We start from the raw sequence: 20,272 nt of genomic DNA on the forward strand, positions 1-20,272 counted from the left end.
TGTCGAGACCCAAGACTAGAACACGTTATACCTATCGGTCAGTGACCCCTGCGCCGAATCTCGTCGTTGACCGCCGGCACGATCTCGTGCAGGTCGCCGATCACCGCGTAGTGAGCGCGGGTCACCATCGGCGCGTCCGGGTCGGTGTTGACGGCCACGATCGTCTTCGAGCTCGACATCCCGGCCCAGTGCTGGATGGCGCCGCTGATCCCGCACGCGACGTACAGGTCCGGCGCGACCCGGACCCCGGTCTGGCCGACCTGCTCGTGGTGCGGCCGCCAGCCGAGGCTGGTCACCACCCGGGAGACCCCGAGCGCGCCGCCGAGCAGGTCGGTCAGCTCCAGAAGTGACTTGAAGCCGTCCGGCCCGTTGGCGCCACGGCCGGCGGCGACGACCACACGCGCCGCCGACAGGGCCGCGGAGTGGTCCTGTTCGCCGGCCTCGGTGCGGACCACCCGGGCGACCAGGTCGGCGTCCTCCACCGTCGGGCGGTACGGCGTCACGACAGGCGTGCTGACCGCTGCGGCGGGGGTGGCCTCGCAGGCGTGACCGGCGACGGTGAACACCGCGGGCGAGTCGGCCAGCCGCATCTCCTCCAGCACCGAGCCGCCCATCACCTGCCGAGTCACCGTGAACGGCGCGAGGCCCTCGATCGCGGTGACGTTGGCGGCCATCGCGACGTCGAGCCGGGCGGAGATATGGGCCAGCAGCTCGCCGCCGCGCGGTGTACCGGATGCCACGACCACCCGCGCCGAGACCGCCTGCGCCACCTGGACGGCCGCCGACGCCCAGGCCGCCGCAGCGTAGGCGGCCAGCCGGGGCTCGGCGGTGATGTAGACGGTCGCGACGCCCTGCTCGCCGAGCTGGCCCAGCATCTGCTCGGTCGGCGGCTCGGTCGTCGCGAACAGCAGCGCGTGCAGCGGCACGCCCGCCGGCTCCGCGAGCTCCCTGGCCAGGGTCAGTGTCTCCAGCGAGGTCAGCGCAATGCCGGTCTCGTCGGTCTCGACGGCCACCAGAACAATGCTCACTTGGTCAGCACCCCCATCGTCTCGAAGAGGTCCACCAGGGCCGGCGCGGCCGCCGCGCCCTCGCCCAGGACCACGACCTGGCTCGGCTGCTCGGGCGGCAGCTTCAGGCGGACCCGGCCGTTGCCACGCGGGGTGACCGACGGGGTACGGGTGTCGATCTCGGCCTTCTTGGCCTTCACCCGGCCCATCACCGACGGGTAGCGCGGCGCGACGCCGCCCTCCATCACGGTCACGACCGCGGGCAGCGGTACCTCGAAAACCTCGGTGCCGGCGGGGCCGGCTCCAGTGGTCTGGACGACGCCGTCGCTCACCGCGATGGTGGAGACGCCGGAGACGACCGGCCGGCCCAGCGCGTAGGCCAGCCGGATCCCGACCTGGAAGTCGCCGGTGTCGGCGGCGTCGTTGCCGAGCAGCACCAGGTCGTACGGCGTACCGTCCGGGGTGCCGGCCTCGACCACCTCGGCGAGCGCCGCCGCGACATCGGCGGGACCGAAGGCCGCGTCATCGGCCTCGACCAGGACGGCGTGCTGTACGCCGACGGCGAGCGCATCGCGCAGCTGCTCGACCGCGTCGCCGGACCCGACGCTGACCACGCCGGCCGTGCCGCCATCGGCCGCGGCCTGGACCGCGAGCTCGACCGCGCACAGCTCGTGCGGGCTCACGGTGTAGCCGACGTGGCGGCCGTCGACCGCCATCGCGTCGTCGGTGAGCAGCACCGACTCGGAGGTGTCGGGGACCCGCTTGATGCAGACCAGGACGTTGACCATCGCCCTCAGCTCCTGACCCGGCTGTTCTCGGGGTCGAAGAGCGACGTCGCGTCGGCGGCGCCGACGGTGACCGGGTAGAGCTCCTCCATGTAGGACACCGCCAGCTTGTTGCCGACGACCGCCTGGTCGGGCGGCAGGTAGGCCATCAGGATGTGCTTGCCGAGCGACGGTGCGGAGCCGGCCGAGGTGACGTAGGCGCGGCGACCGTGGCCGTCGACCAGCGGCTCGCCGTCCGACGTCACGATCGGCTCGCCGCCGAGCATGTACCGCCGTACGCCGGTCGACGAGGTGTGGTCGTCGACGGTGAGCGTGCAGAGCACGGTCAGCGGATCCTCGCCACGCTGCTTGACATAGGCCTCGCGGCCGATGAAGTCGGCCTCCTTGACCCGCGGCCGCATCATCCCGGCCTCGACGATGCTGCGCTCGGTGTCGAGCTCGGCGCCGTGAGCCCGGTAGCCCTTCTCGAGCCGGCCGGTCGTGCCGTAGACGCCGATGCCGGCCGCGATCAGGTCGTGCTCGCGGCCCGCCTCGAACACCAGGTCCCAGGCCGAGCTGCCCTCGGCCATCGGCACGTACAGCTCCCAGCCGAGCTCGCCGACGTAGCTGATCCGGGAGGCGAGCACGGTCTGGTTGCCGATCTGGATCTCGCGGCACCGGGAGAACCCGAACGCCTCGTGGCTGATGTCGGCGTCGGTCAGCTTGCCGAGGATGTCGCGGGCGCGCGGCCCCCAGAGGCCGATCGTGGTGTAGGCGAACGTGGTGTCCTCGACGACCAGGTCGGCCGGCATGTGGTCGCGGAACCACTTGCGGTCCTGGTTGCCGGTCATGCCGCCGGTCACCACCCGGTAGTGGTCCTCGCCGAGCCGCATCACGGTCAGGTCGGAGCGGAAGCCGCCGCGCTGGTCGAGCACCGGTGTGTAGACGACCCGGCCCGGCTCGACGTCGACCTGGCCGACGACGACGCCTTGTACGCCGTCCTTCGCGCCCGGCCCCTTGACGTCGAACATCGAGAACGCCGAGAGATCGACCGCCGCGGCCCGCTCGCGCATCGCGAGGTGCTCGGCGTTGATGATCGGCGACCACCAGCGCGAGTCCCACTCGGCCTCGCGCGGCATCACCCGGTCGCCGTACTCACCGAGCAGCGCCTCATTGGCGGCGTACCAGAACGGCCGCTCCCAGTGGGCGGTCTCGTAGAACATCGCGCCGAGCGCCTGCTCCTGGTCGTACATCGGCGAGCGGCGTACGTCGCGGCTGCTGGCCCACTGCTCGCTCGGGTGCACGATGCCGTAGGTCTTGTTGAACGCCTCGCTGGTGCGGGCCTTGACGTGCTCGCGGGTGCGCTGGGAGTCGTAGAAGCGGGCGATGTCGGACTGGTGCGCGTCGTACTCGGGGTTGCCGTGGGTCATCCACTCCGCGACCAGTCGGCCGACGCCCGGGCCCTCCTTGATCCAGACAGCGGCCGCGGACCACAGCCCCTTCACCTCGGCGGTCTCGCCCAGGATCGGGAAGCCGTCGGGGGTGAGCGAGAGCAGCCCGTTGATGGCGTACCGGATCTCGACGTCGGGGTTGCCGAGGACCTCGGGCATCAGCTCCAGCGCCTGCTCGAGCTGGTCATCGAAGTCGTCGGAGGTGAACGGCAGCTCGGTCGGCGACAGCTTCGACTGCTCGATCGACGGGATCTCCTCGGCGTCGTGCAGGATCGGCCGGTGCGCGTAGGAGCCGACCTCCATGTCGCTGCCGTGCTGGCGCTCGTAGCAGAAGGTGTCCATGTCGCGCACGATCGGGAACGAGATCTCACCCGGCCGCTCGGCGAGCTGCGACACCGGGCCGACGCTGATCATCTGGTGTACGGCGGGAGTCAGCGGGATGGTCGCACCGGCCATCGCGGCCAGCTTCGGGCTCCACACGCCGCAGGCGATGACCACGGTCTCGGCCTCGATGTCGCCGCCGGTGGTGCGCACCCGGCGGATCGCGCCGTCCTCGACGTCCAGGCCAGTGACCTCGACCGTCGAGACCACGTTCAGGGCACCCAGCTCCATCGCCCGCTCGCGCATCAGGGTGCCGGCGCGCAGCGAGTCGACCACGCCGACACTCGGGCACCAGAAGGCGCCGATGATCACCGACGGGTCGAGGAACGGGACCTTCTCGACGACCTCCTCGGGCGTGACCAGCGACGCCTCGATGCCCCATGCCTTGGCCGAGGACATCCGGCGGCGCAGTTCCTCCATCCGCTCCTCGGTGCGCGCTACCTCGAAGCCGCCGGACTCGGTGAAGACGCCGAGCTCCTTGTACTGCCGCATCGAGTCCGCGGTCAGATCCGTCATCTCGCGGGAGTGATCCACCGGGAAGATGAAGTTTGACGCGTGGCCGGTCGAGCCGCCCGGGTTCGGCAGCGGCCCCTTGTCGATCTGCACGATGTCGCGCCAGCCGAGCTTGGCCAGGTGGTACACCAGGCTGTTCCCGACGATGCCTGCGCCGATCACGACGCACCGTGCAGTTGTTGGAACCGTCGCCATCTTCGGAACCCCTCTCGACCTGGCCGGAGCCATTCAGTCAGTTGCGTATAACGCAACCTATTGCGTTATGTGAAACAAGGAGTTTCCAGGATCAAGCGCCGAGGGGAGGGCTGTCAACCCCGCCCTCCCCTCGACTTGCCCTGCGATTTGCTACTTGAGCCAGGCGTCGACCTTGTCCTGGTTGTCCTTGACCCACTTCTCGGCGGCGTCCTCCGGGGCCATCCCGTCCTCGGCGATGTACTTCGCGACGACGTTCTGGTCCTCGTTGGTCCAGTTGAAGGCCTTCACCAGGTCGTACGCCGGGGAGCCCGACTCGGCGAAGTCGGTGGCGACGATCTTGTCGAGGTCGTACTCCGGGTAGTCGCACGCGACCTTCTCGGGATCCGCATCGCACCCGTCTTCGTACGGCGGCAGATCGATCTTCACCAGCGGCACCTCCGCCATGAACCACTGCGGGTCGTAGAAGTAGCCGATCAGCGGCTTCTTGTTCTCCTCGGCCTGCCGGAACGCCTGGATCAACGCCGCCTCGCTGCCGGCGTACACGACCTTGTAGTCGAGGTCGAGGTTCTTGACCAGTGCCTCGTCGTTGGTGACGAAGGACGGGTCGCCGTCGAGGAGCTGACCCTGGCCGCCGGACTCCGAGGTCTTGAACATGTCGGCGTACTTGTTGAGGTTCTTGTAGTCGGTGATGTCGGGGTACTGCTCGGCCATCCACGGCGGGACGTACCAGCCGATCACGCCGATGTTGCCCGTCGACCCAGCCTCCTGGGCGGTTTTGGTGCCCTCGATGTACTTCTCCTTGAGGTCCTCGTGGCCCCAGTTCTCGATGACAACGTCGATCTCGTCGTTGCCCATGCCCTGCCAGGCGATCTCTTCCTTGACGTCCTTGTACTCGACGTCGCAGCCGAGCTCGGTCCTCGCGACGTAGCCCACAACGTGAGCCGACGCCTCGTAGCCGACCCAGGGATTGATCGCGATGTCGAACTTGCCGCAATCAGCCCCATTCCCGGTGTCGGCGGACTCGATGTCGCCGCCCCCGCACGCCGCGAGACCGAGGCCCACGACGGCGGTCAACACCACCATCCTGAGGTGCTTGGTTCTTCCTCGTGCCATTGCTTCTCCTCATCTCGAGCCGCGGTGCTGCGGCCTTGTTGTGCGTACGTCGATCAGTGCCGCCCCGATCTGGCGGCGGCATGTTGGGTGATCCGGTCGAGCATCACGCCGAGCGCGGTGATCGCGATGCCGGCGGCGAGGCCCTTGCCGAAGAGCTGGGCCTGGGAGAACCCGCTGACCACCAAGTAGCCCAGCCCACTGCCGCCGACCAGGCCGCCGATGACGACCATGGACAGGACGTAGAGCAGGCCCTGGTTGCTGGCGAGTACGACGGCGGCGCGGGCCATCGGCAGCTGGACCTTGCTGATCATCTGCCACGCCGTCGTACCGGCAGCGCGGGCGGCCTCGACCGAGGTCGGCGACACCCCACGGATGCCGTCCGCGATCAGCTTGGTCGCGATCGGCACGCCGTACGCGACGGCGGCCACGATCGCGGTGAACCGGCTCGGCCCGAACAGCGCCAGCGCCGGGACCAGGTAGACGAACGGCGGCATCGTCTGGAAGGCGTCGAGGAACGGCCGGACGATCGTGTCGGCCCGCTTGTTGCGACCCATCCAGACTCCGACCGCGACCGCGATCGCCATCACCGCGGCGGTGGCGACCAGCGTCGTGGTCAGCGTCCTCATGGTCTCGTTCCAGAGCCCGGTTCCGAGGATCACGGCCTCGCAGATCGCGGTGGTGATCACCGGGCGCCAGCCGCCGAGCAGGTAGGAGACCACGAGCAGGACCGCCGCCACCAGCCACCAGGGCGAGTCGGCCATCAGCGCCTGCAGCGGATTGAGCAGTCCGTAGCTGACCAGGTCCTTGAGCGCGTTGGTGGTCTCGTCAATGTTGCCCGTCAGCCAGTCGTTGAACGACGTCACCCGCTCGGCCAGCGGCCGGCCGAGGTCCGGCTCCTCCGGGAACTCTGCCGCCCACAGGTAGGTGTGCGACACGTAGACCAACGCCGCGGCGACCGCACCCGTCGCGGCCAGCACGATCCGCCGCCGCTGCGCCGACCCCGGGCCGCGGCGGGCCAGCAGCTCGGAGCGTTCGCTGGCCGCAGTCGTGGTGCGGTCGAGCATGATCGCCATGATCACGATCGCCAGGCCGCTGACGAAGGCGGTGCCGACGTCGAGGCTCTGCAGTGCCTTGGTCACGGGCTGGCCGAGGCCGGGACCGTTGATCAGGGCCGCGATCGTCGCCATCGACAGGGCCGCCATCGTGCACTGGTTGACGCCAACGATGATGGTGCGCCGGGCCATCGGCAGCTGGACCTTGCGGAGCAGCTGGAGGCGGGTGACGCCCATCGAGGACGAGGCCTCGATGGTGGTCTCGGAGACGCTGCGCAGGCCGTGCTCGGTGATCCGCACGAGCGGCGGTAGCGCGTAGATCAGCGTGACCACGACGGCGGAGGCCGGGCCAATCCCGAAGACCAGCACCAGCGGGGTCAGGTAGGCGAACGACGGCACCGTCTGCAGCAGGTCGAGGATCGGTGTGATCGCGGCTGAGGCGATCTTGCTTCTCGCCATCCAGATGCCCAGAGGCAGCCCGATCAGGATGCAGATGCCCACGGCGGCCGCGGTGACGATCAGCAGGTCGATGCTGTCTTCCCAGTAGCCGAGGAAGCCGAACAGAAGCAGGCTCGCGGCGACCAGGACGGCGGAGCGGATGCCGGCCAGGGCATAGGCGAGCCACGTCAGCAGGCCGACCACGCCGAGCCAGCCGACCTCGGGGACCGGCCGCGGAAAGGCGGGCTGGCTGAACAGCTCCTGGAGGAACGTCACCACCCAGTCGATGGCGTCGCTGATCCCGCCGACGACGTACTGCAGGAAGAAGTTGCTGTCCCGGGAGTTGTCGAAGTCGTCGCGTACGTCGTTGAGCCAGCGGTGCAGGTCGGTGAGCTCGGCGCCGCCGATCGCAAGCGTGTGGTTGCCCTTCCACAGCGCCCAGCCGACGACCCAGGCGACGAACGTGGCGAGCAGCAGCAGCCGGGTGTGCCGCTGCTTCGCCTCCTCGACGAAGGGCTGTTCCTCGACCACCTTGGCCTGAGGCTTGCTCTCGGGTGGCGGCGCGGTGACGGTCATGACGACTTGCCGAGTCCTACCGGAGCCGGCTCCGAGCCGGGCTCGTCCTCCTCGGCGACGACCACCCGGAGGATGTCGTCGTCGTCGACCACGCCCAGGAACTCGTCACCGTCGTACACCCGAACCGGGTCGTCGGAGTCGAGGATCTCCCGGGCCGCGTCCTTCACGATCCGGTCAGACTGCATGACCTTGCCCTCGAGTGACTCTCCCGGTCGGGGCTCGCGCATCACCCACTTGAGCGTGAGCACGTGCGACTTGGGCACCTCGCTGACGAAGTCCTTCACGTAGTCGTCGGCCGGAGCGCCGACCACCTCGTCCGGCGTACCGATCTGGACGATCTCACCGTCGCGCATGATCAGGATCCGGTCGCCGAGCTTGAGCGCCTCCTGCAGGTCGTGGGTGATGAAGACCATCGTCTTCCCGACCTCCTCGTGGAGCCGAATCACCTCGTTCTGCATGTCGCGGCGGATCAGCGGGTCGAGCGCGGAGAACGGCTCGTCGAACATCATGAGCTCTGGGTCGACCGCCAGCGCCCGGGCCAGACCGACTCGCTGCTGCATGCCGCCGGACAGCTGGTCGGGGTACGACGACTCGTAGCCGGACAGGCCAACCAGGTCGACCATTTCCTGCGACCTGGCCAGTCGCGTCTGCTTGTCCTCGCCGCGGATCTCCAGGCCGTAGGCGACGTTGTCGATCACCTTGCGGTGCGGCAGCAGCCCGAAGTGCTGGAACACCATCGCGACGTGGTGCCGGCGGATCTCACGGAGCCGGTCCTCGGACGCGGCGGTGATCTCGTCGCCGTTCATCACCACCGTCCCGGCGGTCGGCTCGATCAGGCGGGTCAACAGCCGGACCAGGGTGGACTTGCCGGAGCCGGACAGACCCATCACCACGAAGACCTCGCCGGGCGCGACCTCGAACGACACGTCCTTGACCGCCATCACGCAGCCGGTCTTCGCCTGGAGCTCCTTACGGGACAGATCGGCGTCGGGTGTGCCGAGGATCCGGTCAGCCTTGCTTCCGAAAATCTTCCACAGCGACTCGACCTTGAGTGCGGCCTCACTGCTATCGGTGGTCATTCAGACTCTCCTTGGCTCAGAGATGGATCCGGATAGAGCGGCATGCCGTCGCGGAACCGGTAGTACGGCGCGTCGGCGGCGGGCAGCGGGGTGTTACCGAGGATCAGGTCGGCCGACTTCTCGGCCAGCATCATCACCGGGGCGTAGATGTTGCCGTTGGTGACGTAGGGCATCGACGACGCGTCGACCACCCGCAGCCCGTCGGTCCCCCGGACCCGCATGTCGAGCGGGTCGAGGACCGACAGCTCGTCGACGCCCATCCGCGCCGTACACGAGGGGTGGAGTGCGGTCTCCGCGTCGGCGGCGACCCACGTGAGGATCTCCTCGTCGGTTTCGACGGAGGGGCCGGGCGAGATCTCGCCGTCGTTGTACGGCGCGAACGCCGGCTGGTTGAGGATGTCGCGCGCGACCCGGATCGACTCCACCCACTCCCGCCGGTCCTGCTCGGTGGACAGGTAGTTGAACCTCAGCGCCGGGTGCTCGCGCGGGTCGGTCGAGCGGATCTTCACGCTGCCTCGGGCGTCGGAGTACATCGGGCCGATGTGCACCTGGTAGCCGTGCCCCCCTCTGTCGATACCGGCGGGCTGCGTGCCGTCGTACCGGATCGCGATGGGCAGGAAGTGGAACATCAGGTTCGGGTAGTCGACGTCGTCGTTGCTGCGGACGAAGCCGCCGCCCTCGAAGTGGTTGGTGGCCCCCAGCCCCTTGCGCAGGAACAGCCACTCCGCGCCGAGCTTGGGCCGGTTGCGCCACTTCAGGCCGGGCGCGATCGAGACCGGCTGCTTGGAGGCGTACTGGATGTAGACCTCGAGGTGGTCCTGGAGGTGCTCGCCGACGCCCGGCACGTCCGCGACCACGGGTACGCCGAGGCGCGCGAGGTCGTCGGCGTTGCCGACCCCCGACAGCTGCAGCAGCTGCGGCGAGTTGATCGCGCCGCCGCACAGGATCACCTCACCGGCGGTCACCGAGTGCTGCCGGCCGAACCGGGTGTACTCGACACCCACCGCGCGCTTGCCCTCGAACCGGACCTTGGTGGTGAGCGCCAGCGTCTTGACCGTGAGGTTGCGGCGCCCCATGGCCGGGTGCAGGTAGGCCCGCGCGGCGCTCCACCGGCGACCCCGGTTGACGTTGCGGTCGAACCGCGCGAACCCCTCCTGGCGGTAGCCGTTGACGTCGTCGGTCAGCGGGTAGCCGGCCTGCTGGGCCGCCTCGAAGAAGGCGCCGAACAGCGGGTTGGTCGCCGGACCGCGCTCCAGGACCAGCGGCCCGTCGCCGCCGCGCCACTCGTCCGCGCCGGCCCGGCAGGTCTCCATCCGCTTGAAGTACGGCAGGCAGTGCGCGTAGTCCCAGGTCTCCATCCCGGGGTCGGCCGCCCAGCGCTCGTAGTCGAGCGGGTTGCCGCGCTGGAAGATCATCCCGTTGATGCTGCTGGAGCCGCCCAGCACCTTGCCGCGGGCGTGGAAGATCCGGCGGTCGTTCATGTGCGGCTCGGGCTCGGACTCGTACTTCCAGTCGTAGAGCCGGTTCCCGATCGGGATCGGCAGCGCCGCCGGCATGTGGATGAACGGGTCGACCTTGAAGTCGGAGCGACCCGCCTCCAGCACGAGGACCGACGTACCGGGGTCCTCGCTCAGCCGGTTGGCCAGCGCACTGCCCGCCGAGCCGCCGCCGACGATCACGAAGTCGTAGGTCCTCACGCTCTTCCTATCCTCCGAACCAGCGTTGGGGTTCCGGCCTGATGTTGTGCCAGACGTGTTTGGTCTCGCGGTACTCCTCGAGACCGGCGCGGCCGAGCTCGCGCCCGATGCCGGACTGCTTGTAGCCGCCCCACTCGGCCTGCGGCACGTACGGGTGGTAGTCGTTGATCCAGACCGTCCCCATCCGCAGCCGGCGCGCCACCCGCTCGGCCTTGCCGCCGTCCTGGGTCCAGACCGCACCGGCCAGCCCGTAGATGCTGTCGTTGGCGATCGCCACCGCCTCGTCCTCGCCGGTGAACGTCTCCACGGTCAGCACCGGTCCGAACGACTCGGTCTGCACCGCGCGCATGCCGGTGTGACAGCCGTCGAGCACGGTGGGCAGGAAGTAGAAGCCGTCGGCCAGGGCCGGGTCGTCCGGGCGGGCGCCGCCACAGCGGAGTACGGCGCCCTCGGCGAGCGCGTCGGCGACGTACGCCTCGACCTTGTCGCGGTGCGCCGCGGAGACCAGCGGCCCGGTCTCGGCCTTCTCGTCGAAGGGCCCGCCGAGCCGGATCTTCCTGGCTCGGTCGACCAGTTCGTCGACGAACTCGTCGTGGATCGACTCCTCGACCACCAGCCGCGCACCGGCCGAGCAGACCTGCCCGGAGTGCAGGAAGACCGCGGTCAGCGCCATGTCGAGCGCGGTCTCACGGTCGGCGTCGGCGAACACGATGTTGGGGTTCTTGCCGCCGAGCTCGAGCGCGATCCGCTTCACGGTGCCGGAGGCCGCGGACATGATCCGCTTGCCGGTCTCCAGGCCGCCGGTGAACGAGACCAGGTCGACCCTGGGGTCGTCGGCCAGCGGTGCGCCGACCGCCGGGCCGGCGCCGAGCACCAGGTTGGCGACCCCGCCGGGCAGCCCGGCCTCGGCCAGCAGCCGGATCAGCAGGATCGCGGTGTGCGGGGTGAGCTCGCTGGGCTTGAGCACGAACGTGTTGCCGGCCGCCAGCGCGGGCGCGACCTTCCAGGCGGTCTGCAGCAGCGGGTAGTTCCACGGCGTGATCAGCGCGCAGACGCCGACCGGGTCGTGCTCGATCCGGGAGACCACGTCCGGGCGGCCGGTGTCGACCAGCCGGCCGGCGTCCTCGGCGGCCACCGCGGCGAAGTGCCGGAAGACGCCGACGACGTCGTCCACGTCGTACTCGCTCTCGACCAGCCGCTTGCCGGTGTCCAGCGACTCCGCCCGCGCGATCGCGGCCCTGTCGCGGACCAGCAGGTCGGCCACCCGGGCGAGCAGTTCGCCGCGTTCGCGGGCCGGTACGCCGGACCAGCGGCCGTCGTCGAACGCTTGCCGGGCGCTGGCGATGGCCAGGTCGGTGTCGTCGGGTCCGCCCTCGTCGATCTCGGCCACCAGCGAGCCGTCGGCCGGGCAGCGGATCTCTCGGCGCGCCCCGGCCGATGCACCCACCCACCTGCCATCCAGATAGATCTCAGCCATCGGCGGTTCCTTCGTTACACAACCCCGATGTTGCGTATGTCGCAACCAATTGCTCGACACGCAACTGGTCGGGTGAATTGAGGATGGAGTCGTCAGGCGCTCGCGTCAAGAAGACCCCAGATCTGTCATCGAGCCGCAACTCACGTTCCGGCACTCCTCACGGGCCTTCCGGATAGCGATCGGCATGCTCGACGGCGCGCCGTACCCGGCCTGGGAGCGTCGACTCGAACGACTCCTTGCGCAGCTCGATGATCAGCGAGACGCACATGCCGATCAGGATCAACATGAACGGTCCCGCGACCAGGATCACCAATGTCTGCAACGCCGCTAGACCGCCGGCCCAGAGCAGGACGCCGGCGACCGCACCGGTCGCGACACCCCAGAACACGATCAGCGCGCGGTGCGGCTCCTCGGTGCCGCGCTGACTGAGCATGCCCATCACGATCGACGCCGCGTCGGCGCCGGTGACGAAGAAGATCGCCACCAGGAACACCGCGAGCGCGACCGTGATCGACGCCAGCGGGAACTCGCGCAGCGTGTCGAAGAGCGACGCCTCGAGCGCGATTGCCCCGGTGTCGGTCTTGGGTGGGTTCCAGCCCTCGTTGAGCTGCAGGTCGATGGCCGCGCCGCCGAGGATCGCGAACCAGACGAAGGAGACGACGCTCGGGACCACGATCACGTAGATCACGAACTGCCGGATCGTCCGGCCCTTCGAGATCCGGGCGATGAACATGCCGACGAACGGCGTCCAGGAGATCCACCACGCCCAGTAGAAGACCGTCCAGCCGCTCAGCCAGGTGCTCGCCTCGGCGTCGTACACACCCGTGTTGAAGGACATCGCGGGCAGCTGGGTGAGGTAGTCACCCATGGTCGTGGTGAAGGTGCCGAGGATGAAGACAGTCGGGCCGACCACGAACAGGAAGAACACCAGCAGCGCCGCGGCGACCGCGTTGGCGTTGGACAGGTACTTGATGCCGCGCTCGATGCCGGAGATCGCCGAGACCACGAAGCAGGCGGTCAGTACGGCGATCACCGCGACCGCGAGCGACTTGTTGCCGCCACCCTCGCCGAACACGTCGTCGATGCCACCGGTGATCTGGAGCGCGCCCAGGCCGAGCGAGGTGGCCGAGCCGAACAGCGTCGCGAAGATCGCGATCACGTCGATCGCCTTGCCCGGACCTTCGGTCGAGCGGCGGCCCAGGAGCGGCCGGAACGTCGACGAGATGGTGTTGCCGTAGCCCTTCCGGTAGGCGAAGTAGCCGATCGCCAGGCCGATCACGGCGTACATCGCCCACGGGTGGAAGCCCCAGTGGAAGTAGGAGTACTGCATCGCCTTCTCGGCGGTGCCCGGCGTACCTGCGCCGCCCTCACCGAGCGGCGGCGCGTTGAAGTGGGTGAGAGGCTCGGCGACACCCCAGAACATCAGCCCGATGCCCATGCCGGTCGCGAACATCATCGAGACCCACGAGAACGTCGAGAACTCGGGCTCGCTGTCGTCCGGGCCGAGCTTGATGTTGCCGTAGCGGCTGATCGCGAGGTAGGCGGAGAACAGCACGAAGCCGGCGCTGGTCAGCACGAACAGCCAGCCGAAGTTCCTGGTCACCCAGCCGAGCGCCTCGGTCGTCTCGGTGGCCATTCGCTCCGGCCAGATCGCGCCGGCCGTCACGAAGCCCACCGCGAGGATCGCGGCGACGCCGAACACCACCCGGTCGAGGGGAAGGTGCTCGCCTTCATCCGCGGCGGCTACTTGGTCAGCTGTCGGAGGGTCCTTGATGTCGGTCATCCGTCTGCTCCGTTCTCGTGGGCCGCCCGAGGTGGCCGGTAGGAGTGACGTTGCGTATGACGCTCAGGCGGTGCTCCACACACAACACGTCAAACCACTGTTGTGTGATCTGGGTCACCCCGTCAAGGGGCGCAGTTTTACCTTAACCGAGGCGCTCTCGGTCAGCGGTGGCCCCACCCCAGGCGGTGCGAGACCTCCGCCGCGGCCTCGACCAGCGGCGGGATGATCTGGTCGATCCGCTCCTGCGTGAGCCGGAACGTCGGCCCGGAGACGCTCATCGAGGCGATCACGTCGCCGTGCGCGTTGTGGATGGGCGCGGCGATCGCGGCGAGCCCGATCTCGAGCTCGTCGACGGCTACGGCGTACCCCTGCTCGCGCACCTGTACCAGCTCCTTGCGGAGCCGGTCCCGGGTGGTGATCGTGCTCTCGGTGTAGGCCTGTAGCCGGCCGAGCAGCTCGCCCTGCCGCTGCCCGTCGAGGCCGAGCAGCAGCACCTTGCCGTTGGCGGTCGCGTGCAGCGGGATGTGCTGGCCGACCCAGTTGTGTGACTGCAGCGCGGACGAGCCGGCCACCTGGTCGAGGTAGAGCGCCGAGCGGTCGGCCAGCACCGCGACGTTCACGGTCTCGCCGGTGTCGGCCGCCAGCTTGCGCGTGATCGGCCGGGCCTCTTGGACGACGTCGAGCCGGGCCGTCGTCGCGCCCGCGAGCCGGAGCAGGCCCATGCCCAGGCGGTACTTGCCGCGACCCTCGACCTGCTCCACGAGGCCACGCCGCTCCAGGGCCGCGACCAGCCGGAACGCCGTACTCTTGTGAACCCCGAGCTCGCCGCTGATCTCGGTGACGCCGGCCTCGCCCGCGCGGGCCAGAATCTCCATGATCGTGACCGCGCGGTCGACCGATTGAACGGTACTCGCGCTCTCCGGGGCGTCGCCCATGTCGCATACCGTAGCGGAGAGGGCGTTGCGTATCCCACACTGAGTTCTCTCAAGCGCAACAAGGCGCGCGCACGACCGAGGTAGGAGAAGCCCATGGCCGACAGCGACTCACGGATGGAACCGCGGCCGGAGTACGTGCTCACCCTGGACTGTCCCGACGGTCCCGGCATCGTGCACGACGTCTCGGGGTTCCTGGTCCGCAACGGCGGCAACATCTTGGAGAGCCAGCAGTTCGGCGACCGGCCCGCCCGCCGGTTCTTCATGCGGATCCACTTCGAGACCGGCCCCGGCGCCAGCACCCTCGAGGAGCTCCGGGCCGGCTTCGAGGTCGTCGCCGCCCGATACTCGATGACCTGGCAGCTGTGGACCGCACGCGCGCCGTACCGCACGCTGATCATGGTCTCCAAGTTCGGGCACTGCCTGAACGACCTGCTCTACCGCTGGAGCGTGGGCGCGCTGCAGATCGAGATCCCCGCGATCGTGTCCAACCACCCGGACCTCGAGCCGCTGGCCCGCCTCTACGGGATCGACTACCACCACATCCCGGTCACGCCGGAGACCAAGCCCGCCGCCGAAGAGCAGCTGCTGGAGCTGGTGTCGTCGCTGGACATCGACCTGGTGGTGCTGGCGCGCTACATGCAGGTGCTCTCCGACGACCTGGCCAAGCACCTCGAGGGCCGGGCGATCAACATCCACCACAGCTTCCTGCCGAGCTTCAAGGGCGCCCGGCCGTACCACCAGGCCTTCGAGCGCGGCGTCAAGCTGGTCGGCGCCACCGCCCACTACGTCACCGCCGACCTCGACGAGGGCCCGATCATCGAGCAGGACGTCACCCGCGTGGACCACACCGCCAGCATCGAGCAGTACGTCGCCGCCGGCCGCGACGTGGAGTCGCAGGTCCTCTCCCGCGCCGTACGCTGGCACGCCGAGACCCGGATCCTGCTCAACGGCAACCGGACCGTCGTCTTCCGTTAGGCCCGTAGTCCCAACTAATTCCACATAAAACCAAATATTCCCAAATTTCTGGGCCTGTGTTTAGGTCGGTGGACCGTGTGCGTCCGCCAAGCAATTTCCTACCGTGCAGGTATGACAGCCGATCGCCGGCCGCACTCTCGGGAGTCCGGTCAGTCCACCGCGGAGTACGTCGCACTGGTCACCTTCGCGGCCCTGCTGGCCGTCGCGATTCTCACCATCTCGGTGACCGTCGCGTCCAAGGCCGAGGCCACCGTCCAGTGTGCCTACGCGAAGATCGGCGCCGCACTCGCGTCCGGCGACGGCAGCTGCGGCGACGGTGAGGACGGCGAGCCGGGCGACCCGGATGACGATCCCGGCGACGACGACCCGGGCGATGACGACCCGGACGACAACCCTGGCGACGACCCGAGCGATGATCCGACTGACGGCGAGGAACCCGAGGAGGAGGGCGAGGCGCTGCCCCAGGTCTGCTTCGACCCGGGCGCGTACTCGTCGAACTCCAACGTCGTGATCCCTGGCGGCGGTCCGAAGTCGACCGCTGCCGCCAAGACCTACCAGTGGCTGTACAACCTGATCGCCGACGCCATCAACAACGAGAAGAACAAGGAGAAGTGGGTCCAGGAGGCACTCGCCGAGATGCACCGCTGCATGCCCGACTACAACATCGTCATCTCCCAGCTGCACGACGGCAACACCCAGGAGATGGACGGCGCGGCACTGGTGCAGACGATCGAGATCGGCGGCTCGACGTTCCGGGTCTACGCCTTCAAGACCGGCACCTTCACCTGGGACGAGGACGCCGACCTAGGCTGGAAGAACCGAGGCTTCTACGGCTACTTCGAGGTCAGCGAGGACCGCCGTACCGTGACCTTCACCGAGCCGCCCAAGCCGAAGCGCAAGGAAGGCTGGAAGCCGGGCGACCCAGGCTGCCAGGTCGAGGGCGTCGAGCCGCCCGACCGGAGCAACTACTACAACACCTACTCGCCGCTGGACAACGAAGGCTCCGCGGCACAGGTCCAGTCGCTGGTGAGCGAGCTGCGGCGCTGCTACCCGGACTACAACGTGCTGGCCATGCACTCCGAGCAGGGCGGGCACTGGGTCGACGAGCCGGAGACGATGGTCTACCAGGGCCGGTACCGGCTGAACTCGCCCGAGTACCACAAGGACGAACAGGGCAACGACATCGAGTCGGGCCGCGCGGTCTTCGACGTCTACGTCTTCGACAACGGCACCTTCAACAACGACGGCGACGGCGGCTACACCAACTGGAACTTCTACGGCGACTTCGAGCGGGACGGCTCCGAGGTGAGCTTCGAACCTCCGCCGCCGGCGAACCTCGACGCCGACCCGCCGTTCGGCCGCGACAAGGTCAACTTCAACGACGAGACCCCGAAGTACACCGACGGCACCTATCCCGGCACGGACTTCGACGGCGACAAGCCCGGGGACAAGGCCGAGCTGATCCAGTCGCTGATCCACGAGTACAGCGACACGTTCCCCGACACCAACATCATCGCCGTCAAGAACCTCAACGACATCCGCTTCACCGGCCTGTCCGGCGTGGAGCACATCGCCGTCGTCGACGGCGTCAACATCTTCTCGATCGACTCCGGAGCCATCACCAACACCGGCGACGGCGGCTGGCAGAACTGGGGCTTCGCCGGTCAGTTCGAGTACAACGAGGACGACAAGATCGTCGCTTTCGACTGACGCCAGCAAGGCGAGGGACTTCCTGGCTTAAGGTGCCTACCGATTTACGTGGTTACCGTCTGTGCTTGGTTGCGGTACTACTCAATGTCGGCGCCTATTCTTGCGCGCCGCTGTGGTCGTCGTTCTGTGGTTGCGGTCCACTAGTTTCTCCGGTGGAATCGGATATCGCCGTTGGGCATTCTCTCTGTTGAATAGCGATGGTCGTGGGCTCGGTGATGGTGGTGGCTGCAGAGCAGGATTCCATCGGCGAGGTTGGTCTTTCCGTGTCTTGACCACGGCTGCAGATGATGGGCCTCGCACCAAGGTGCCGGGATCGTGCAGTACTCGCCACGACATTGCTGGTCGCGTAGCCGGAGCGCTTTGCGCTGCGCCGGGCTGAAGTGGCGGCGGGCGCGGCCCAGGTCGAGGACCTCGGACTTCCCACCCAGTACTACGGGCACGATCTGGGCGGTGCAGGCCAGCCGCCGGGCTTCGGACGCGGTGATCTTGTCGTCGGTACCAACCAATCCGGCAGTGGCGAGGTCTTTGGTGAGCGAGTCGTGGTCGATGGTGACCATGACCATGGTCGCGTCCCCGCCGTGGTCGGGGAGCTTGGCTGGGTCGAGGTGCTCCAACAGCGCGACGAACGCCTGGCCGCGGGCGCGGTGCTGCGGCACCACGGCGGTGTGTTGGCGGGGTGAGGTGAACGCATCCAGGTAGGTGGCCAGCCTGGTCGCCGCAGCATCAGGCAGCAGCCCGCTGAGTCGGGTGACGCCGTCTCCGCGCCTGGTCAGCGTCAGACTCGCGGTCTCCCAGGCGCGCTCCTCCTCACGCGCGAGCTGCTTGGCTTCCTCGGCCTCGCCGACCTCGGGGGCGATCACGTCCAGGATCCTGCGGCCCAACACGCGCAGCTGGTCTGGGCGATACTCCTTGGCGGCCTCAACCAGATGCTCTTCCGCCTGCACCAGCAGCGCCGGGTTGAGATCGTCGGGCAGCTCATCCAACGCCCGGGCGATGACCCTGGCTTGCGCCAGGTTCACCGCACCAGCCGCGACCGCCGTACCAAGCCGGGTCCACCGGGAGTCGAAGGCGACGCCGATGTGCAGGTCGGCGAGGCACGATGGCGGGCCGTCGTGAGCCTTGTGCGCCGGCCACGCCGCCACATCCCGAGCGGAGCTTGCAGCCCGGTGGTCTCGACGACGCTCGCTAGCGCTCGCTGCTCGACCACCCGGAGCACTGGTCCACCCGCACCCGCCACGCGCGCGGGCGGTTCGGTGCCGGTCGCGCTGGCGGGCAGCGTCAAGCGGCTTGGCCGCGGCGGCCGCAGCGGCGCAGGACCACAGGCGACATGCCCGGCCGACGCGCCGCCGCAGCGCTCGCCAGGGGGACCGGCGCCGGGCCGCCCGCCCACCTGCTACCTCACCCGACGAAACCCCGGCCCGAGACAGCCCTGTCAACGAACCCGATAGGCAACCCCATCGGTCGGCGTGGTCTCACGGATCCCCAGCTCGCGCAGGATCGTCGGCAGGATGTCGACGGAGCGGATCGGGGCGCCCGGCGACGTACCGGGCCGGACGCCGGCGCCGTAGAAGACGATCGGGATCCGCTGGACCGACTCCTGTGCCCCGCCGTGGTCGCCCTTGACGCCGTAGCTCGAACCGTCGGCGAGCAGGCCGATCACGTCCGGACCGTACGGCGCCGCCATGGTGTCGACCAGCTCCTGGCCGTGAAGGCGATGCCATGCCCACTCAGCCCGCGAGAACGCCTTCCGCGGCGCCTCCCACCGTCGCACGTAGCGGGTGCCCTGGCGGTAGTACGTCGCTCGCACCCCACCCAGGGTCGCCATCACGTCGGCCGCTTCGCGAAGAGCAGAAGGCGACCGGTCCACCAGCCAGGTACGGATCGCGGAGTCCTGCATGCTCGCCTGCACGTTGCCGGTCTCGTCGACGAGGCGCTTGATCTCCGGCTGCGGGCTGAGATAGCTCTCGTCGGCGTCTGCCCCGTAATACCAGTTGAAGTTGCCGCGACCGGCGGCGTCGATGCCGTAGTGGTCCTTGGTGGTGCTCTGGGCGTGGTCGGTGGTGAGTACGACGAGCGTCTCGTCCAGCAGGCCGTCGGAGCGGAGCCGGTCGATGATCCGGCCGACCTGCTGGTCCGCTACCCGAGCAGCCGACTCCAGGTGCGTCGACGGGTCACCGCCGGGGTACGGCGGCCGGTCGTTGAGGCCGCCCCACATGTGACCGGCTTTGTCGACGCCGCCGAGGGTCAGCATCACGCCGCTCCAGTCCTCATTGGCCATGATGTCCAGTGCCGCGTCGGTGGTCCACACGTCGCCGCCCGGGTGTGCGGGGTCCAGGCCGCTGATGTCGCGGTCGCCCTCGAGCGGGTACATCCACGCCGGCGACGTCGTCGCCGTACCCCGGTCGCGCGCCCGGTCGGCGTTGACGTAGTACTGGTTGCAGACCGGCCCCGAGATGTACGCCGGGACGTTGGTCCCCGTCGGCCCGCGCCAGTTGTTCACGCCGTCGCCGTCGCAGTCGAAGCTGCGGCCGCCGAAGGTCAGCCTGATGTCAGAGGCGGGCCCGCTCATGGTGTGCACGGCGTAGTTCTTCTGGCCGACGGTCGCCACGGTCTTCCCGGGGAACGCGCTGTGCAGGTAGTCGGCCAGCTTCGGGTAGTCGCCGTGCTTGATCACCGCGTCGAACTGCGCCTGGCTCATCGAGCCGGTGACGTGCATGGCGTCCTTGGTGCCGAGTACACCATCGACGTCGCGGAACCACTCGTCGGACCAGCCCATGTGCTTCGGCAGCTGACCGCTGGTCATCACGTTGTGGCTGATCACGGTCTCGGACGCCATGTGCCCGAGATAGGCGTTGTCGAAGTTGGCACCGCGGGCCATCAGCCGCTGGATGTTCCTCATGTCGAAGGCGTCCACGAACGCCGGCCGCAACTGGTCGACCACGATGAGTACGACGCGTTTCGCGCGCGCCTCGTGACCACCCGACGACGGACCGTCCGCGGCGCCGGACCCGGGCACCGCGGCAAGGCTGGTCGAGGCGGCGACCACGGCCATGACGGCCGCCCAGCGGGCCAGCCTGACTCGGTTGAGCGACATATTCAGTTCTCCCTCTGTTGATCGAGCGACTG

Annotated in this window: 14 protein-coding genes; 2 read left to right on the forward strand and 12 right to left on the reverse strand. The window is 68.7% G+C overall.

Going from position 1 to position 20,272, the window contains the following annotated elements; genetic code table 11:
- Positions 1 to 38 precede the first annotated feature (38 nt).
- The 10 genes from DDV73_RS26155 to DDV73_RS26200 all read right to left on the reverse strand — a co-directional run bounded on the left by DDV73_RS26155 (position 39) and on the right by DDV73_RS26200 (position 14,461).
- Positions 39 to 1,013: an electron transfer flavoprotein subunit alpha/FixB family protein gene (locus DDV73_RS26155; protein WP_206051108.1), complete on the reverse strand. Its 975-nt coding sequence runs from the start codon at positions 1,011 to 1,013 to the stop codon at positions 39 to 41.
- 11 nt (positions 1,014 to 1,024) lie between these two features.
- Positions 1,025 to 1,795, reverse strand: coding sequence for an electron transfer flavoprotein subunit beta/FixA family protein (locus DDV73_RS26160; protein ID WP_109510216.1), 771 nt, complete (start codon positions 1,793 to 1,795; stop codon positions 1,025 to 1,027).
- A gap of 5 nt (positions 1,796 to 1,800) precedes the next feature.
- On the reverse strand, positions 1,801 to 4,278 hold the full coding sequence (locus tag DDV73_RS26165) for a GcvT family protein (protein ID WP_206051109.1): 2,478 nt from the start codon (positions 4,276 to 4,278) through the stop codon (positions 1,801 to 1,803).
- Between the two features lie 183 nt (positions 4,279 to 4,461).
- The gene (locus DDV73_RS26170; protein ID WP_109510218.1) at positions 4,462 to 5,424 is read right to left on the reverse strand and encodes an ABC transporter substrate-binding protein; all 963 of its coding nucleotides are present in this window, start codon (positions 5,422 to 5,424) and stop codon (positions 4,462 to 4,464) included.
- A 53-nt stretch (positions 5,425 to 5,477) separates the two neighbouring features.
- A complete protein-coding gene (locus DDV73_RS26175) occupies positions 5,478 to 7,490 on the reverse strand; it encodes an ABC transporter permease (RefSeq protein ID WP_109510219.1) in 2,013 nt (670 codons plus the stop codon).
- Positions 7,487 to 8,569, reverse strand: a complete 1,083-nt coding sequence (locus tag DDV73_RS26180; protein WP_109510220.1) for a quaternary amine ABC transporter ATP-binding protein — start codon at positions 8,567 to 8,569, stop codon at positions 7,487 to 7,489. Before DDV73_RS26180 ends, DDV73_RS26175 begins: the two co-directional genes overlap by 4 nt.
- On the reverse strand, positions 8,566 to 10,266 hold the full coding sequence (gene betA, locus DDV73_RS26185) for a choline dehydrogenase (RefSeq protein ID WP_109510221.1): 1,701 nt from the start codon (positions 10,264 to 10,266) through the stop codon (positions 8,566 to 8,568). Before betA ends, DDV73_RS26180 begins: the two co-directional genes overlap by 4 nt.
- Before the next feature lie 7 nt (positions 10,267 to 10,273).
- Positions 10,274 to 11,743, reverse strand: a complete 1,470-nt coding sequence (locus DDV73_RS26190) for an aldehyde dehydrogenase family protein (protein ID WP_109510222.1) — start codon at positions 11,741 to 11,743, stop codon at positions 10,274 to 10,276.
- A gap of 157 nt (positions 11,744 to 11,900) precedes the next feature.
- Positions 11,901 to 13,526 (reverse strand): BCCT family transporter, encoded by a 1,626-nt coding sequence (locus DDV73_RS26195; protein WP_109510223.1) that lies wholly within the window; start codon positions 13,524 to 13,526, stop codon positions 11,901 to 11,903.
- Between the two features lie 161 nt (positions 13,527 to 13,687).
- A complete protein-coding gene (locus DDV73_RS26200) occupies positions 13,688 to 14,461 on the reverse strand; it encodes an IclR family transcriptional regulator (protein WP_109510224.1) in 774 nt (257 codons plus the stop codon).
- Positions 14,462 to 14,554: 93 nt separating this feature from the next.
- Here DDV73_RS26200 and purU point away from each other — a divergent pair, with 93 nt between their 5' ends.
- Together purU and DDV73_RS28535 are read left to right on the forward strand one after the other, a co-directional pair.
- Entirely contained in the window at positions 14,555 to 15,436 is an 882-nt protein-coding gene (gene purU / locus DDV73_RS26205; RefSeq protein ID WP_240617491.1) for a formyltetrahydrofolate deformylase, read from the forward strand.
- 111 nt (positions 15,437 to 15,547) lie between these two features.
- On the forward strand, positions 15,548 to 17,146 hold the full coding sequence (locus tag DDV73_RS28535; protein WP_109510225.1) for a DUF4244 domain-containing protein: 1,599 nt from the start codon (positions 15,548 to 15,550) through the stop codon (positions 17,144 to 17,146).
- 140 nt (positions 17,147 to 17,286) lie between these two features.
- On the opposite strand, the gene DDV73_RS26215 is transcribed toward DDV73_RS28535, so the two are convergent.
- A complete protein-coding gene (locus tag DDV73_RS26215) occupies positions 17,287 to 18,288 on the reverse strand; it encodes an HNH endonuclease (RefSeq protein ID WP_161962538.1) in 1,002 nt (333 codons plus the stop codon).
- Positions 18,289 to 18,578: 290 nt separating this feature from the next.
- The gene (locus DDV73_RS26220; protein WP_154402920.1) at positions 18,579 to 20,240 is read right to left on the reverse strand and encodes an alkaline phosphatase family protein; all 1,662 of its coding nucleotides are present in this window, start codon (positions 20,238 to 20,240) and stop codon (positions 18,579 to 18,581) included.
- Positions 20,241 to 20,272: the final 32 nt, after the last annotated feature.

This window comes from Nocardioides speluncae, assembly GCF_003121585.1.
GTDB classification, from domain to species: domain Bacteria; phylum Actinomycetota; class Actinomycetes; order Propionibacteriales; family Nocardioidaceae; genus Nocardioides; species Nocardioides speluncae.